The sequence below is a fragment of the Yoonia sp. genome (assembly GCF_046292185.1).
Lineage (GTDB): Bacteria > Pseudomonadota > Alphaproteobacteria > Rhodobacterales > Rhodobacteraceae > Yoonia.
The window spans coordinates 39,277-56,314 of sequence record NZ_JBKBQY010000008.1; the positions used below are offsets into that span (position 1 = coordinate 39,277).

Consider the following 17,038-nt stretch of genomic DNA (forward strand, 5'->3'; position numbering starts at 1 on the left):
TGAACCTATGACAGAGCAGAGCCCCGTGAACCACGCCAGCGCCAAAATCGTCCCGCAATTGCCCGATATGCAGACCGTGACCGAGGTCAAGCATTACACCGATCGGCTGTTTTCGTTCCGCATCACCCGGCCCACGACGATGCGGTTCCGGTCGGGTGAATTCGTGATGATCGGCCTGATGGGTGACGAAGACGAACAGACAGGTAAACGCAAACCGATCATGCGGGCATATTCCATTGCCTCCCCTTCGTGGGATGAGGAGCTGGAGTTCTATTCGATCAAAGTGCAGGACGGTCCGCTGACATCGAAACTGCAGCATATCCAGCCCGGTGATGGGTTGATCCTGCGGCCCAAGCCGGTGGGAACCTTGGTGCATGACGCCCTGCTGCCCGGCAAGCGGCTGTGGTTTTTTGCCACCGGCACCGGCTTTGCGCCTTTCGCCAGCCTGCTGCGCGAACCGCAGACCTATGAAGATTATGACGAGATCATTATCACCCATACTTGCCGCGAAGCCGGAGAGCTGACCTATGGCCGCGATCTGATCGAAGGTTTGAAAACCGATGAATTGCTGAATGAAGTCATCGGCGAGGGCTTCTGGAAGAAGATCAAATATTACCCAACCACCACCCGCGAAAACAGCCCCAAGATGGGCCGGATCACCGATCTGATGCGCAGCGGAGAGGCGTTCACAGATCTGGACGTGCCGGTGATTTCGCTCGAACATGACCGCGCGATGATCTGCGGCAATCTGGCGTTCAATCTGGAACTCAAGGAAATGCTGGAAAGCTATGGGTTGAACGAAGGCGCCAATTCCAACCCGCAGCAATATGTGGTGGAAAAGGCGTTTCTTGACTAAACCCTTGCCTTGAAACGCAAAAGGCCGCCCTAATCACAGGGCGGCCTTTGTCGTTTTGGGCACAATCAGTCGACCAGCAACTGACGCGCGCGTTCCAGAACGGGCTGCAACAACGTCGGGCTGTTCTGCGCGGCAGTCACGGCAGAGATCAGCGTAGACTTTTCCTGATCGGGCAGGTTGGACCCTTGGATCACCGCGATCACCTGATCGGCATCGAACCCGTCAACCGTCAGCAATTCATCCACAGAAGCGGCAATATCAGCGCCCGTGTCTTCCAGCGCGGCAGAGGTGTTTTCAGCCGCTTCTTCGGTTGCGGCAGTGGCCTCTTCGATGGCTTCGGCGACAGCGGCTTCTGCTTCGGCAGCGGCCTGGGCTTCGGCAGCGGCGCGAGCCTCTGCTTCAGCGGCGGCGGCAGCAGCGGCCTGGGCTTCTGCTTCGGCAGCGGCGGCTTCTTCGGCGGCAGCAGCTTCGGCGGCGGCCTGTTCAGCGGCTGCCTGTTCTGCGGCGGCAGTCGCCCCTGTCAGCACACCGATGGCGGCATTCGGGCCACGCCCCTCGACCGCATATTGGTAGCCAAAGAAGCCAGCAACGGCGACGATAATCAAGATTGCAAGCGCTCTCATGGAGTCAGTCCTTCACATTTCACAAAAAGGGACCGAACCGGCCCCGCCGCGGCATATGTCAGAAGTCGCGGAAAAGTGAAAGAGGCATCGTTCCCGCAAAATAGGCGGTCAAACGGCAAAATGGCGGGTTGAAGCGCGCTCAAAGCAGGTTTAGTTTGCCCTGCAACATTGCGGAACAACCAAAGGATCAAGACCATAGGACGCAGACCCCACAACGCGCCACCACAGCGCGAAACAGGCCCCCGGATCAATGAACGGATCAGGGCAGCCGAAATCCGGCTTATCGGCGCGGATGGCGAAAACGTGGGCGTTGTGACGCCCGAACGCGCCATGCAGATGGCGGAAGAAGCCGGGCTGGACCTGGTCGAGATTTCACCCAACGCGGCGCCGCCGGTCTGCAAGATCATGGACTTTGGCAAGTTCAAATACGAGACCCAGAAAAAAGAAGCCGAAGCGCGCAAAAAGCAGAAGATCATCGAGATCAAGGAAATTAAGTTCCGTCCGAACACCGATTCCCATGATTACGAAGTCAAGATGCGCAATGTGTTCAAGTTTCTTGAAAACGGCGACAAGGTGAAGATTACCTTGCGGTTCCGTGGCCGTGAAATGGCGCATCAGGAACTGGGCCGTCAGTTGCTGGAACGCGTGGCCGAAGACACCAAAGAGACCGGCAAGGTCGAAAACTTTCCCAAAATGGAAGGCCGCCAGATGGTTATGCTGATCGGGCCACTGTCGAAGTAAGACGTGCGGGGAGGTGCGTGAGATCACGCACCGTACATATGCAAATCTCTACATACGCAATAAGGGGCGGCTTGTCGGGTCGCCCTTTGTCGTTTCGGTCGATGCCTGGTGCGTGAAATCACGCACCGTACATATGCAAAAAAGGGCGGCTCAATGAGCCGCCCTTTATCGTTACGCCAAGGTAGGGTGCGTGATCTCACGCACCCCCCAAACGCGGCCTACCGCAACAACGTCGTGATATTGCGGATCGCCACGCGCCGGTTCGTGCGTTCGGCAGCCAATGTCGGCACTTTCAGGAAGCTTTCGCCATAACCCTGCGTGATCAGGTTTTCCGGCGGCACGCCAAAGAACTCGGTCAGGGCAAGCGCCACGGTTTCCGCACGCCGGTCAGACAGCGCCAGGTTCAGTGATGCAGGACCCGTCGCATCGGTATGACCTTCGACAAGGAAAACCTGTGTCGGGTCGTTTTGCACGATCCCTGCAATCGCTGTGCCCAGATCAGTCAGACCAGAGGCCTGATCAGGATCAATCGCTGCCGAACCCGTCGCGAAGGTCAGTGTATCAAGCTCGACCACAGGTGCCAGACGGCGGACTTCCTGGATCGTGCGTACCTGATTGAGCGAGAAAGTCCGGTCAAAACCAGCCGGCCTTTCGCGCGCGGCCAAAGCCTCACGCAGGGTGGTGACGTTGATGCGCGCAGGGTCGGTTTCGACGAAATACACCGGCGCTGGCGGCAGTTGCGACACGACAACCGGCGCGGAACCGGCGGTATCGTTGAACAATTCCACCTGCGTGCCATCCGGCATCAGACGCGCACGGCGCTGAACGGTGCCATCGGCACCGCGGATCGTGACAATCCGGCTGCCATCTTCACGCACCACGATCGTGCGGGTCGACCCGTCGTTGAACGTTTGGGTTTCGACCTGATTGCCGGGCTGGCGCAGCAGCACGTCATCATCTTTCAGCACAACGAAATTGTCGCCCCGCTGCACGACAACGCGGTCACCGGAGTTGGATACAACCCGGTCACCATTGCGCAGCACCGTGCCGACAACCGCCGCACCCAGTCCGACCAGCAATGCTTTCTGGAAGGTAGACAGACCTTCGCGGTCGTTGTTGCCGGCAACGACTGGCGCTGCTTCGGCGGACACGCTGTTGGCAAAATCTTCCGTGCTGGACCGAACATTGTCTTCGGTCACAATTTCGGTTTCGACTTCGGCATCTTCCGGCACGGTATCGGTGTCGAGATCAGCAGTCGCCGCGGCAGAAGCAACGGGCGCCTCTTCTGCGGTTTCTTCAGGGGTTTGCGGCTGTGCGGCCATTTGTTCTTCGACTGTTGTCGGCTCTACCAGCGGTTCGGCGGCTTCGGCGGCGTCCATCGCATCGGCATCTACTTCTGCCTCGGCGGTTGTTTCGCCTTCTGCGGCTTCTTCAGCGGCAGCAGCAGCTTCTGCCTCCATCGCCTCTTCAGCGGCAATTGCCTCTTCAGCAGCAGCGGCGTCTGCAGCGGCTTCAGCATCGGCCTCTGCGGCTTCAGTTTCGGCGGTCATCTCTGCTTCTGCCTCGACTTCGGCCTCCAACTCAGCGGCGGCGGCAGCTTCGGCCTCTTCCAGAGCGGCGGCTTCAGCGGCAGCATCTGCTTCTGCCTGGGCTGCATCTTCTGCGGCTGCGGCATCAGCAGCAGCTTGGTCTGCGGCAGCTTGATCCGCAGCAGCCTGTGCCTCGGCCTGAGCGGCAGCCTCGGCCTCTGCAGCTGCTTCTGCAGCGAGTGCAGCCTCCAGCTCAGCTTCCGCAGCGTCGGCAACGGCCTCGTCGGCAGCGGCCTGTGCCTCTGCATTCGTGGCATCATTGGCAGCCGCTTCGGCGGCGGCAGCTTCTGCCTCGGCCGCTGCTGCGGCGGCGGCTTCGGCTTCGGCGGCAGCGGCGGCGGTCGCCTCAGCTTCGGCGGCAAGTTCGGCCTCTATCGCGGCCTGAGCGGCAGCAGCCTCCTGCAATTCGTCATAAGCGGAGCGATCCTCGATCAGGTCGCCATCAACGCTCAGACAGGGAAATTCGGGAGTCTCGCCACATTCGGGCAGACCTGCGTCCTGCGCAAACATGGGCGTGGTGACCATGGCCAGACTGACCACCAAGGATGTGGTGGATTTGAGTTTAGAATATCGCATTGTAACCTCATGAATATAGCAGCCTAACGGAGCCGCCCGCCTGAACATAACATCCCGCAGGCTGGTTGGTTCCGCCCAACAGCGATGTCGGGCGGAAAGACGCCGATGACGTCAGGCGGCGGTCACGGCCCTGCCGGTCATGATCCCGACCAGATGCGCGCGATATTCAGGCGACCCGTGCAAGTCACCGATCATGTTATCCGCCGGAACGGACAGACCGCCGAGCGCCTTGGCAGAGAAATCAGCGCCCAGCGCTGTTTCGGCATCATGCCAGCGGAACACCCCTTCTTCCGAGGCACCTGTGACGGCGACGCGCACCCCATCCGCGTATTTCGCAACGAAGACGCCCACCAGCGCGAAACGCGACGCGGGTTGGACAAATTTCTGGTAATGCGATTTTTGAGGAATGGGAAAGCGGACCTCTGTGATGATCTCACCCTCTTCCAGTGCAGTGGTGAACATGCCCTGAAAGTAATCATCCGCCGCGATCCGGCGTTTGTCGGTGATGATCGTGGCCCCTGTTCCCAGCACCGCCGCCGGGTAACAGGCCGCTGGGTCGTTGTTCGCCAGCGATCCGCCCAAAGTGCCACGATTGCGCACCGCAGGATCGCCGATATGAGACGCCATCGCGGCAAGCCCCGGAAAATGCTTGGCCGCTTCGCGCGCGACTGTCGCATGGGTGGTCCCTGCCCCGATGCAAAGCGCGCCATCGTCGGACAGGCAGACGCCCTGTATCTCGGAAATGGCGGTGAGGCTGATCAACACCTCAGGCGCGGCGAGCCGTGCCTTGAGCGTGGGGATCAGCGTCTGCCCGCCGCCCAGCGCCTGCGCGCCTTCCGATTGCAGGGCAGCGACAGCATCCTTGATCGTGCTGGGCCGTTCGATCTCAAAAGCATACATATCTGCTCTCCTTCACGCGGTTTGCATGGCGTCCCAGACGCGCAGGGGCGTCAGGGGCATGTCGATATGGGTGACGTTCTTGCCTGCCGATTGCAAAGCATCCACCACGGCATTGACGATAGTGGGCGGTGATCCGATGGCACCCGCCTCGCCACAGCCTTTTACGCCAAGCGGGTTGTGGGTGCAGGGCGTGCCATTGGCGTGATCCACCGTGTAGAACGGCAGATCATCGGCGCGCGGCATGGTGTAATCCATGTAGCTGGCCGACAGAAGCTGCCCGTCATCATCATAACGCGCGCCTTCCAGCAGCGCCTGACCAATCCCTTGACCGAGGCCCCCATGCACCTGCCCCGTCACAATCATCGGGTTCATGATATTGCCGAAATCATCGACCGCGATAAAACGGTCCACGCGCACCTTGCCGGTGTCGGGGTCCACCTCGACCTCGCAGGCATAGGCGCCGGATGGATAGGTGAAATTGGCCGGATCGTAGAAGGCCGTCTCCTCCAGCCCCGGTTCGATGTCTTCGATGGGGAAGTTATGCGGGATATAGGCTTTCAACGCGACCTCGCCAAAGCTGACGGATTTGTCGGTGCCTTTGATCGTGAACTGCCCATCCTTGAAATCCACGTCATCGGCAGAGGCTTCCAACATATGCGCGGCGATCTTCTTGGCCTTGGCGATAATCTTTTCGGTTGCTCGCACCATGGCTGACCCGCAGACCGCAAGGCTGCGTGATCCATAGGTGCCCATCCCAAAGGGGATTTTCGACGTATCACCATGCACGATATCGATACTTTGCGGATCAATCCCCAGCATTTCACCGACGATCTGGGGAAACACGGTTTCATGCCCCTGCCCGTGGCTATGCGCACCGACCATGACCGACAGGTTGCCGGTGGCATTCACCCGCACGGTCGCGGCATCATAAAGGCCAACACGGCTGCCCAGTACACCGACAAGGTTCGACGGCGCGATCCCACACGCCTCGATATAGGCATTGAGGCCCAGACCGCGGAGCATCCCCTTGGCCTCGCTTTCCTTGCGACGCGCTTTGAACCCTTCACGGTCGATATGCTTTTCCAACGTATCCATCAGCGCGTCATAGTTGCCGGAATCGTATTCCAGACCAGCGGCACTGGTGAACGGGTATTGATCCGGCTTGACGAAATTCTTGCGCCGGATCGCAATCGGGTCGATCCCCAGTTCGCGCGCCGCCTTGTCAATGACGCGTTCGATGGAATAGGTCGCCTCTGGCCGCCCGGCCCCGCGATAGGCATCGACGGGGGCGGTATTTGTGAACACGGCTTTCACGTTCACATAGACGTTGGGAACAGTGTAATTGCCCGCCATCAGCGTGCCATGCAGGAAGGTCGGCGTCGCGGTCGAGAAGTTCGAGAGATACGCGCCGACATTGGCCATTGTCTCGGTGCGAAAGGCAATAAAGGTGCCGTCCTTTTCGCAGGCGAGTTCGATCTTGGTCACATGGTCGCGGCCATGCGCGTCGGTCAGAAACGCCTCGGTCCGGTCGGCGGTCCATTTCACCGGGCGGCCGATCTTGCGCGCAGCGGCGAGGACCAAGGCTTCTTCGCCGTAGTGATAGATCTTCGATCCGAAACCGCCGCCCACATCAGGTGCGATCACGGTCAGCTTGTTTTCGGGAATACCCATGACAAAGGCGGAAATCAGCAGCCGCGTCAGATGCGGGTTCTGCGATGTGGTTTGCAGAACGTAGCTGTCATTGCCCGCGTCATAGCTGCCGATGGAACAGCGCGGTTCCATCGCATTGGGGACCAGACGGTTATTGACCAGTTCTAGGGTCGTCACATGCGGTGCCGCCGTGATCGCGGCATCGGTGGCGGCGCGGTTATCCTCGATCCAGCCCCAGTCGAAACATTGGTTAGTTACGATCTCGTCATGCACATAGGTGTCACCGGCAAGGGCGGCGGCCATATCCACAATGGCGGGTAATTCTTCGATCTCGGCGACGATGGCTTCGGCGGCATTACGCGCCTGCAATTCGGTTTCCGCGATCACGGCGGCATAGGCGTCACCCACGTGGCGCACCTTGCCATGCGCCAGCACCGGGCGTTTTGGTTCTTTCATCGGCTCGCCATTGCGGCTGTTGATCAGCCAGCCTGCGGGGTTGCCGCCCACATCGGCGAAATCCGCGCCGGTGAAGATCGCGAGAACGCCGGACATCCCCTCTGCCTCTGACGTGTCGATGGATTTGATGATCCCATGCGCGACGGTCGAACGGCAGAACACAGCCGTGGTCGCGCCGTAATCTTTGATATCATCGGTGTAATGGCCTGCGCCCGTCAGAAAGCGGACGTCTTCGCGCCGCTTGTCGCTGGCGCCGATTCCATGATCTTTTGGCATTGAAATTCCTCCCGGATGGGACGGCGGCAGGATAGCCGGGTCCCGGTTTCTTCCTCTTCTTTATTCGGCGGCGATGGCGGCCACGTCCTGACCGGATGCTGCCATGATCGCCTTGACGATGTTGTGGTATCCCGTGCAGCGGCAGATATTCCCCTCCAGATAGCTGCGCACCTCGGCCTCGGACGGTTTGGGATTCTCTTTCAGCAGGGCCGCTGCCGTCATCACCATGCCCGGCGTGCAGAAACCGCATTGCAGCCCGTGATGATCCTGAAACGCCTGCTGGATCACGTTGAGCGATCCGTCGGCATTTGCCTGCCCTTCGATAGTGGCGACCTCGGCCCCGTCGGCCTCTATCGCGAAGATCGCGCAGGCCTTGACCGACTGGCCGTTCACATGCACCACGCAAGCGCCGCATTGCGACGTGTCACAGCCGACATGGGTGCCTGTCAGCCGCAGGTCATTGCGCAGGAAATCCACGAGAAGGGTACGGCCTTCCACCTCTTTCGTGACGGGTTTGCCGTTCACGACCATTGCTACAGATGCCATTGGTTCCTCCCGATACATCGTTGCTACGGGGTGAGTTAAACACGGCAACGCTGATCTGAGAACAACGATCTTCCGCCGCAGTGCCGCATCAGCCGATATCGCGGCGCGGTTGCGGGCGGTCGGGAATTTCCTTGAGCAGGCCACCGACACCCATCGCAGCGAAATCCTGCGGTGTCGGCGGGCGCCCGCAGATGACGCGTTCCAGCACCCAATCCGCACCATTCAGCGCGGGTGAACGTGCGCAGCCCGGCAAACCAATGACAGGCCTGCCGCGCAGATCACCCAGGAACAGCAGGTTGCCGGGATCGACAGGCATGCCGAACTGGGTCAGCGTCCCACCCACAGCGCGCAGGGCGGCGGGACCAATGTCGTCGATGTCGGATGTGGCAGAGGCGGTAAGGATGAAAATCACCTCACCCGCGGCGCGATCAAGAGCGCGAGACAATTCTTTGATTTTATGAGGTATAATCACCCGATCATCCAGCGACGCATCAAACCGCGACAGCCGCTTGCCCAGCGCCGCACGCCCCTTGTCGCCGGGGTCCCGCGCAAGGCGGGTCTCGATCAATGTGGCACGGCGATACAGCGGTGGCAGCAGGCTGATCTCCTGACCGACCGCTGCGGCCTGATCGACATCCGCGCCCGGCACGGCATAGGAAATGATCTTGATCGTCGCCACCATATTGCCCGCCGCGACGCGGGTATATTGCGGCAGCGTCGCCACCGTGATCATCGGATTGACGGCATTGACGCGGTGGATCGCATCCACGTCCAGCGCCACGATCCCTGCTGCATCTGCAAACAGGTTGACGCGACCTGTCGCCGCAGCGCTGGCGGTGATGCCGTCCCCGGCCAGCGCAAGGGCGAGTTTTGCCGCCGCCGCATTCTCATCCAGATCGCCGGGGGCGAGGCGAGCGACGATCACCTGACTGATCCCCGCCGATTGCAGGACAGCGATATCCGGGGCTGCAAGCAGCTTGCCCTTGGGTAAACGGCGTGTCCCGGCCTGCGTGGCATGCGCAAGGATTGCGCCCTCTGCCTGCGTCACCGGGGCGGGGCCGAATTTCATTTCGCTTGCCGCAGGGTTTGGGTGATCTGCGCCATGATGCTGACCGCGATCTCTGCCGGGTGCCGCCCGCCCAGATCAAGGCCGACAGGCGCGTGTATCCGTGCGATATCCGCGTCGGTGAACCCCGCTGCCTGCAGACGCGCGACACGTTTGGCATGGGTGCGGGTCGACCCCAGACAACCCAGATAAAACACATCCGACCGCAAGGCCGCCATGATCGCGGGATCGTCAAGTTTCGGATCATGCGTCAGGGTGATGATCGCGGTGCGGCTGTCGGGTTCAAGGGTGGCGAGCGCGTCATCCGGCCACTCATCAATGATCGTCTCACCGGGGAACCGCGCGGCAGAGCCAAAGGCACCGCGCGGATCGATCAGCAGCGGCGCATAGCCACAGGCGTGCGCCATCATCACAAGCGGTTGCGCGATATGCACCGCGCCCACGATGATCATCCGCAGGGGCGGGTTCTGAATTGTGATGAATGTGCCGTCTTGTTCCAATCCCGACTGGTCAAGCCGGAAACGCGCGGGCGCATCTGCGGGTCCGATGATCCGGCTGACCCCTGTGGCCAGGTCGGTGGCAAGGCCGATAGGTTGCGCCTTATCGCGCGCATCGGCCAGCGCCTGCAAGATATCCAGCGTCAGACCATCGCCTATCGGCTGGACCAGCACACGGATCTGCCCGCCGCAGGCCAGGCCGACGGCAAAGGCCTCGTCATCGCTGACCCCGAATTCCAGAATTTCAGCTCGGCCCGTGGCGATGGCGTCAATCGCTGCCGTGACCACAGCGCCTTCAACGCAACCGCCGGAGACTGATCCTTCCATCGCGCCATCCGCGCCGATGACAAGCTGACTGCCGACAGGGCGCGGTGCCGACCCCCATGTCGCGATCACGGTGGCAAGCGCGGTTTTGCGGCCCTGTTGCGCCCAATGCAGGGCAAATTTGGCTGGATCGTCGGTCATTCTTGCCCCTCCCTGCGGCGCGGGTTGCATGGGTCAGGACCCATGCAACGCCGCCAGCATCCGCCGTTTTTCGCCCGCGTCATCCGGGCGCATCAGTGCCTGCGCCAGATCAGCCAAGGATGCCACATTATGCGCCGCGCGGAAACTGGTGCAATGGGGCAGCATCTGCGCGATGCCGCGCGCCAGCGGTGCAAAGCCATCCCAGCGCAACAGCGGGTTCAGCCAGATGACCTGTGCGAAGGTCAGCTTCAGCCGCTCCATCTCTCGCCCCAGATCATGACTGGTGTCACGGTCCAGCCCATCGGTGATCAACAGCACCACAGCCCCCTGCCCGGCAACACGGCGCGCCCAGTCGCGGTTGAAATCATGCAGGCAAGCGCCGATTCTAGTACCACCTTCCCAGTCCTGCGCCTGTGCCCCGGCGGCGGCCAATGCGGCATCGACATCACGGCGGCGCATTTGGCGGGTGATATTGGTCAACGATGTGCCAAAGGTAAAGGCGTGGACCTGCGCCCAGCCCTGGCCTTCGCGGTTCGCCACCGCATGGACGAAATGCAGCACGGCGCGGGAGTAGGCGGACATGGACCCCGATATGTCACAGAGCACCACGAGGTTGGGATAGCGCTGGCGCCGGCGCGCGGTGGCGAGCCTGGTGATTTCGCCACCCTGCCGCGCGGCCCGGCGCATGGTCTGTTGCCAGTCCACCAAAGGGCCGGGCAAGGCTTGCCTGCGCCGCGTCAGCACGGGCGCCACCGGCAGACGCAATTGCGCCAGCATCCGCGTGGCGGTGGCCATTTCTGCCGTGCTCATCTGTTCGAAATCCAACTGGCGCAGCCGTTCCTCGGCGGATGCGCTGTGGCTGGCGTCGATGTCGATCTCGATCTCATCTTCGCTGTCGGGCGTGTCGGGGCGGTCCGGTTCCTGCCCGTCCAGCAGCGCCTCTGCCGCGCGTTTTTCAGCGGCCTGCGCCGTGCGGTCCTCCTGCACGCCGCGCACCATGGGTGTCAGCAGCGACATCATATGGTCGAGATATTGCGGATCACGCCAGTAAAGCCGGAACAACTGCGCGAACACGGCGCTGTCTTCCGGTCTGGACACAAAACAGGCATGCAAGGTCCAGTAGAAATCCCCCCGTTGCGTAAATCCCACCGCCTGCACCGCGTTGATCGCATCGATCACCCGACCGGGGCCGAGTTTCAGCCCCGCCTTGCGCAGCGCACGGGCGAAATGGGTGATATTGCCCGCCAGCTTGGGGTCATCCGGCAGGTCCAGTGGGGCGTAGGTGTTTCCGGGCTTCGGACGCGGAGTCATTGTGGCGGCAGGCTGGCGCGGGCCTCATCCAGCAGACGGGTGGCGGCGTGGTTCTGCAATTTCTGAATGTCGTCCTGATATTTCAGGATCGCCCCCAAAGTATCGCTGATCACCGCCGGAGACAGGTTCACCACATCCAGCGCAAGAAGGCATTTCGCCCAGTCGATGGTTTCGGCGACGCCGGGTTTTTTATACAGATCCTCTTGCCGCAGGCGCTGCACAAAGGCCACGACCTGGGCTGAAAGGGCGACACTGGCCTCAGGTGCGCGGGCCTGCAGGATGTCCATCTCGCGGGCGTAATCGGGATAATCGACCCAATGGTACAGGCAGCGCCGCTTGAGCGCGTCATGCACTTCGCGGGTGCGGTTCGAGGTCAGGATCACGATGGGCGGCTCCGCCGCCTTGACCGTGCCGAGTTCGGGGATAGTGACCTGAAAATCAGACAAAGCCTCCAGCAGAAACGCCTCGAACGGGGCGTCGGCGCGGTCGAGCTCGTCGATCAGCAGGATCGGCGCGCCGCCCGGCTGCGGGCGCATCGCTTGCAGCAGGGGGCGTTCGATCAAATAATCCTCACTGAACAGTTCCGTTTTCAACGCGGCGCGGTCGGCACCGCCTGTCGCCTCTGCTGTGCGGATCGCGATCATCTGTTCGGCAAAATTCCATTCATAAACGGCACTGGACGCATCCAGCCCTTCGTAACATTGCAACCGGATCAAGCGCCGGCCCAGCGACAGCGCCAGCGCCTTGGCGATTTCGGTCTTGCCGGTGCCTGCCTCACCCTCCAGAAACAAGGGCCGGCCAAGGCGCAGCGCAAGAAATACCACCGTCGCCAGAGGGCGCCCGCAGATATAGCCCTGATCCCCCAAACCGGCCTGCACCGCGTCGATATCCGTGAATGTCATCTGGTCCCCCCTGCAGACTATAGCTGCATCGCTGCGCGCTTGCGTCAACCCATCCATTGCCCCACCACGCAGGGCAGCATATGCTTTGCCCGACGAGGAGAATAATCATGAATCACGCCGCCCCCATCACCGCCGCCGGGTTTGGCCCCGATCTGGGACCATTCGACTGGGCCGATCCGCTGCGTCTGGAGGACCAGCTGACAGAAGATGAACGCATGCTGCGCGATGCCGCGCGCCAGTTTGCGCAGGACAAACTGCAGCCACGCGTGACGGCGGCCTATCGCGATGCGCTGGTGGAGCCTGAGATTTTCACCATGATGGGTGAGGCAGGTTTGCTGGGCATCACCATCCCAGAGGAATTCGGCGGGTTGGATGCGGGCTATGTCACCTATGGTCTGGTCGCGCGCGAGATTGAGCGCGTGGACAGCGGTTACCGGTCGATGATGTCGGTCCAGTCATCGCTGGTGATGTATCCGATCCATGCCTATGGGTCCGATGCGCAGCGCGCGAAATACCTGCCGGGGCTGGCAGCGGGGACACTGATCGGCTGTTTCGGCCTGACCGAACCGGATGCCGGGTCCGACCCTGCCGGGATGAAGACCACCGCGAAAAAGACCGCAGATGGCTATGTACTGAACGGGTCCAAGATGTGGATCAGCAACGCGCCGATTGCTGATGTCTTCGTGATCTGGGCAAAGTCAGAGGCGCACGGCGGCAAAATCCGTGGTTTTGTGCTGGAAAAGGGCATGAAGGGGCTGAGCGCACCCAAGGTTGGCGGCAAGCTGAGCCTGCGGGCCTCTGTCACCGGTGAGATCGTGATGGACAATGTCGAAGTCGGCGAGGAGGCCTTGTTGCCCGGCGTCGAGGGGCTGAAAGGCCCGTTCGGATGTCTGAACCGGGCGCGTTACGGTATCGCCTGGGGTGTCATGGGCGCGGCAGAGGCCTGTTGGCATGCCGCGCGCCAATATGGCCTGGATCGCAAGCAATTTGGCAAGCCTTTGGCGCAGACGCAGCTTTTCCAGAAAAAACTGGCCGATATGCAGACCGAGATCGCGCTTGGCACGCAGGCCGCCCTGCAACTGGGTCGGCTGATGGAAACCGGGCGCGCCGCGCCCGAGATGATCAGCCTGATGAAACGCAACAATTGCGGCAAGGCGCTGGATATCGCGCGCGCATCGCGTGACATGCACGGCGGCAACGGGATTTCCGAGGATTTCCAGATCATGCGCCATATGGTCAATCTGGAAACGGTGAATACCTATGAAGGCACCCATGATGTTCATGCGCTGATCCTGGGCCGCGCGCAGACCGGATTGCAGGCGTTCTTTTAACATCGCGACGCGACATGAAAGGTATGGTCACCGCAATCACAAACGTGTAATTGCGGGTCCATGCCTGACAAAGACATTACAAGCCTGACGATCCGCCGGCCCGATGACTGGCATCTGCATCTGCGCGATGGCGCGATGCTGCAAGCGGTGCTGCCGGAAACGGCGCGCCATTTCGGCCGGGCGATCATCATGCCCAATCTTGTGCCGCCTGTCGTGACGGGCGCGCAGGCCACAGCCTATCGCGACCGGATCATGGCGGTCTTGCCCGCGGGAATGACCTTCACGCCGCTGATGACGCTGTACCTGACCGAAGCCACCGATCCCGAAGACGTGCGCGCAGCCCATGCGGCAGGAATTGCCACGGCGGTGAAATTATATCCGGCGGGCGCGACGACCAATTCCGCATCGGGCGTGCGCGATTTCGAAAAGGTCCGGCCTGTTCTGGATGTCATGGCCGAAATCGGCATGCCCCTGTGCGTGCATGGTGAGGTCACGGATTCCGACATCGATATTTTTGACCGCGAGGCGGCATTCATCGACAAGATCCTGAAACCGCTGCGCAAGAAGGTGCCGGATCTGAGGGTCGTGATGGAACATGTCACCACCCAGGATGCCGTGGATTATGTGCGCGACAATCCGAAAAATCTGGCGGCGACGATCACGACGCATCACCTGATCATCAACCGCAATCATATTCTGGCAGGCGGCATCAGGCCGCATTTCTATTGCCTGCCCGTCGCCAAGCGCGAGGCGCACAGGATCGCGCTGGTGCAGGCGGCGATTTCGGGGGATAAACGGTTTTTCCTCGGCACCGACAGCGCGCCGCATACCGATGGCGCCAAATTGCAAAGCTGCGGCTGCGCGGGTATTTTCACCGCAACCAACACGATGTCCTGTCTGGCAGAGGTCTTTGCCGTCGCGGGCCAATTGAGCAAGCTTGAAGCCTTCACGTCGTTGAACGGGCCATTGTTTTACGGGCTGCCGCCGAATGAAGACACGATCACCCTGACCAAGGGCGATCCCGTGCCCTATCCCGACCGGATCGACACGCCTGACGGGCCGGTGACCATTTTCAACCCCGGTTTTCCACTGCACTGGCGTGTGACGGGCTAACGCCCGGCGCGGGGATATTTCAACTTTGACGATGTGAAAGACGAACGATGATCCCCTCTTCCTATCCTGACAAATCCGAAATGGCCCGCCTGACTGCCGGCATGCTGATCGAGATCGGCGCGATTGATTTCAACGCGCGCGACCCTTTCACCCATGCCTCGGGCAAACAGGCGCCGACCTATGTGGATTGTCGCAAGCTGATTTCATATCCCCGCATCCGGTCCACATTGATGGATTTCCTGTCCGTCACCATCATGCGTGAGGCTGGTTTCGAAGCCTTCGACAATATCGCCGGTGGCGAGACCGCGGGCATTCCCTTTGCCGCCCTAGTCGCAGAGCGGCTGGCCCTGCCGATGACTTATGTGCGCAAGAAACCCAAAGGGTATGGGCGCAATGCCCGTATCGAAGGGGTGATGACAGAAGGCCAGCGTGTGTTGCTGGTTGAGGATCTGACGACGGATGGTGGATCAAAACTGTCTTTTGTTGATGCCATCCGCGACACGGGTGCCACCTGCGCTGCCACGGCCGTAATCTTTTACTACGGCATTTTCGAAGGCGTCGAAAAATCGCTGGCCGATCATGGTGTGCAATTGCTGCATCTGTGCACCTGGTGGGATGTGCTGGCCGAGGCCAAGGCGCGCGGAGCCTATGACCCCGAAACGCTGGCGGCAGTCGAAGATTACCTGCGCGATCCCGCCGGTTGGCGGCCTTCCGCCTGAGGCGGCAAGACTTATCCACAGCGCGGGTCGGACGAATCGTAAACTTTGCTGTTCGATAGATGCGGTATGACAGGCAGCTACCAGATGTGGTAGAATGAAGCGCGAAGCCAACGATATCCACAGGGTTTTCCCGGCGCCATCCACAGTTTTATACATTTGGCTTTTGCCCCTGTCTCGCTGCTAAAGAAGCCCGATTAAAGAGGGACAAGATGAACGAGATTTCCACCTTCAACGCATCCGGCACGCCTGATGCCACGGTTGATCTGATGCCGCATTCGATCGAGGCGGAACAGCAATTGCTGGGCGCGATCCTGACGAACAACGATATCTTCGATCGTGTTGCGTCGATCATCGGGCCGAAACATTTCTATGATCCCGTGCATGCCCGGATTTTTGAAACCGCCGCGACCCGGATTTCCAAGAATGCGCTGGCAAGCCCTGTCACGCTGAAAACCTTTCTCGAAGATGATGAAGGGCTCAAGGAACTGGGCGGGCCTGCCTATCTTGCGCGTCTGGCGGGGGCGGCGATTTCCGCCTTTGCCGCGCGTGATTATGCGCAGATGATTTATGATCTGGCCGTCCGCCGCGAATTGATTCAGGTGGGCCGAAACATTTCCGACAAGGCCGCCAAGGTCGATGTCGACAGCGAACCCAGGGACCAGATCGTCGAAGCCGAACAGGCGCTTTATGCGCTGGCCGAACAGGGCACGACCGATCAGGGGTTCCAATCGTTCCTGCGCGCCGTCACGGATGCAGTGAATGTCGCCAATGCCGCCTATCAGCGCGACGGCGGCATGGCGGGTGTCTCCACCGGCCTGATTGATCTGGACAAGAAACTGGGCGGTCTGCATAAATCCGACCTTTTGATCCTGGCCGGGCGTCCGTCGATGGGGAAAACCTCGCTTGCCACCAATATCGCGTTCAATATCGCCAAGGCCTATAAAAAGGGCATGTTGCCCGATGGGACCGAAGGGGCGGTGGATGGCGGCGTCGTCGGTTTCTATTCATTGGAGATGAGCGCCGAACAGCTTGCCGCACGTATCCTGTCCGAGGCGGCAGAGGTGCCGTCCGAACAGATCCGCCGTGGTGACATGACCGAAACCGAATTCCGCCGTTTCGTCGATGCGGCCAAATCGCTGGAATCCTGCCCTCTGTTCATCGATGACACCCCGGCACTGCCGATTTCGCAACTGGCCGCGCGTGCACGGCGGTTGAAGCGGACGCATGGGCTGGACGTGCTGATGGTGGATTATCTGCAACTTGTGCGCGGCACCGGACGGTCGGAAAACCGCGTGAACGAGATTTCCGAGATCACCATGGGCCTCAAGGCCATCGCCAAGGAACTCAACATCCCGGTGATCGCCCTGTCGCAGCTGTCGCGTCAGGTCGAAAGCCGCGAAGACAAGCGCCCGCAATTGTCC

Annotated in this window: 15 protein-coding genes; 6 read left to right on the forward strand and 9 right to left on the reverse strand. The window is 60.9% G+C overall.

The genetic code is table 11. The features are described 5' to 3' along the window. The first annotated feature begins 7 nt into the window (after positions 1-7). Positions 8-856, forward strand: coding sequence for a ferredoxin--NADP reductase (locus ACK4TM_RS03005; RefSeq protein ID WP_409696495.1), 849 nt, complete (start codon positions 8-10; stop codon positions 854-856). A gap of 65 nt (positions 857-921) precedes the next feature. Here ACK4TM_RS03005 and ACK4TM_RS03010 read toward each other — a convergent pair whose 3' ends face one another. Continuing rightward, positions 922-1,479 carry a hypothetical protein gene (locus tag ACK4TM_RS03010; protein WP_409696498.1) on the reverse strand — a complete coding sequence of 186 codons (558 nt, stop codon included), beginning with the start codon at positions 1,477-1,479 and terminating at the stop codon, positions 922-924. A 195-nt stretch (positions 1,480-1,674) separates the two neighbouring features. On the opposite strand from ACK4TM_RS03010, the gene infC reads away from it, so the two are divergent. After that, entirely contained in the window at positions 1,675-2,220 is a 546-nt protein-coding gene (infC, locus tag ACK4TM_RS03015; RefSeq protein WP_409696543.1) for a translation initiation factor IF-3, read from the forward strand. Positions 2,221-2,438: 218 nt separating this feature from the next. Here the strand turns inward: infC and ACK4TM_RS03020 are convergent, their stop codons facing one another. The 8 genes from ACK4TM_RS03020 to ACK4TM_RS03055 all read right to left on the reverse strand — a co-directional run bounded on the left by ACK4TM_RS03020 (position 2,439) and on the right by ACK4TM_RS03055 (position 12,454). Next, positions 2,439-4,385, reverse strand: a complete 1,947-nt coding sequence (locus ACK4TM_RS03020; RefSeq protein WP_409696501.1) for an OmpA family protein — start codon at positions 4,383-4,385, stop codon at positions 2,439-2,441. Between the two features lie 111 nt (positions 4,386-4,496). Then, positions 4,497-5,285 carry an FAD binding domain-containing protein gene (locus tag ACK4TM_RS03025; RefSeq protein ID WP_409696504.1) on the reverse strand — a complete coding sequence of 263 codons (789 nt, stop codon included), beginning with the start codon at positions 5,283-5,285 and terminating at the stop codon, positions 4,497-4,499. Positions 5,286-5,297: 12 nt separating this feature from the next. Beyond that, a complete protein-coding gene (locus ACK4TM_RS03030; protein WP_409696507.1) occupies positions 5,298-7,667 on the reverse strand; it encodes a xanthine dehydrogenase family protein molybdopterin-binding subunit in 2,370 nt (789 codons plus the stop codon). 60 nt (positions 7,668-7,727) lie between these two features. Continuing rightward, entirely contained in the window at positions 7,728-8,213 is a 486-nt protein-coding gene (locus ACK4TM_RS03035; RefSeq protein ID WP_409696510.1) for a (2Fe-2S)-binding protein, read from the reverse strand. A gap of 88 nt (positions 8,214-8,301) precedes the next feature. After that, positions 8,302-9,282 carry a molybdopterin-binding protein gene (locus ACK4TM_RS03040; protein ID WP_409696513.1) on the reverse strand — a complete coding sequence of 327 codons (981 nt, stop codon included), beginning with the start codon at positions 9,280-9,282 and terminating at the stop codon, positions 8,302-8,304. Continuing rightward, a complete protein-coding gene (locus tag ACK4TM_RS03045) occupies positions 9,279-10,241 on the reverse strand; it encodes an XdhC family protein (RefSeq protein ID WP_409696516.1) in 963 nt (320 codons plus the stop codon). Before ACK4TM_RS03045 ends, ACK4TM_RS03040 begins: the two co-directional genes overlap by 4 nt. A gap of 33 nt (positions 10,242-10,274) precedes the next feature. Further along, positions 10,275-11,552: a vWA domain-containing protein gene (locus ACK4TM_RS03050; protein ID WP_409696519.1), complete on the reverse strand. Its 1,278-nt coding sequence runs from the start codon at positions 11,550-11,552 to the stop codon at positions 10,275-10,277. Beyond that, positions 11,549-12,454, reverse strand: a complete 906-nt coding sequence (locus ACK4TM_RS03055; protein ID WP_409696522.1) for an AAA family ATPase — start codon at positions 12,452-12,454, stop codon at positions 11,549-11,551. The genes ACK4TM_RS03050 and ACK4TM_RS03055 overlap by 4 nt, the downstream gene beginning before the upstream one ends. A 107-nt stretch (positions 12,455-12,561) precedes the next feature. Here ACK4TM_RS03055 and ACK4TM_RS03060 point away from each other — a divergent pair, with 107 nt between their 5' ends. From ACK4TM_RS03060 to ACK4TM_RS03075, 4 genes are all read left to right on the forward strand, one after another. Beyond that, positions 12,562-13,785, forward strand: coding sequence for an acyl-CoA dehydrogenase (locus ACK4TM_RS03060; protein ID WP_409696525.1), 1,224 nt, complete (start codon positions 12,562-12,564; stop codon positions 13,783-13,785). A gap of 60 nt (positions 13,786-13,845) precedes the next feature. Then, a complete protein-coding gene (pyrC, locus tag ACK4TM_RS03065; protein ID WP_409696528.1) occupies positions 13,846-14,898 on the forward strand; it encodes a dihydroorotase in 1,053 nt (350 codons plus the stop codon). Between the two features lie 47 nt (positions 14,899-14,945). Next, positions 14,946-15,617, forward strand: coding sequence for an orotate phosphoribosyltransferase (locus ACK4TM_RS03070; protein ID WP_409696531.1), 672 nt, complete (start codon positions 14,946-14,948; stop codon positions 15,615-15,617). Positions 15,618-15,826: 209 nt separating this feature from the next. Continuing rightward, positions 15,827-17,038: replicative DNA helicase (locus ACK4TM_RS03075; protein ID WP_409696534.1), on the forward strand; the 1,212-nt coding region annotated here is incomplete at its 3' end.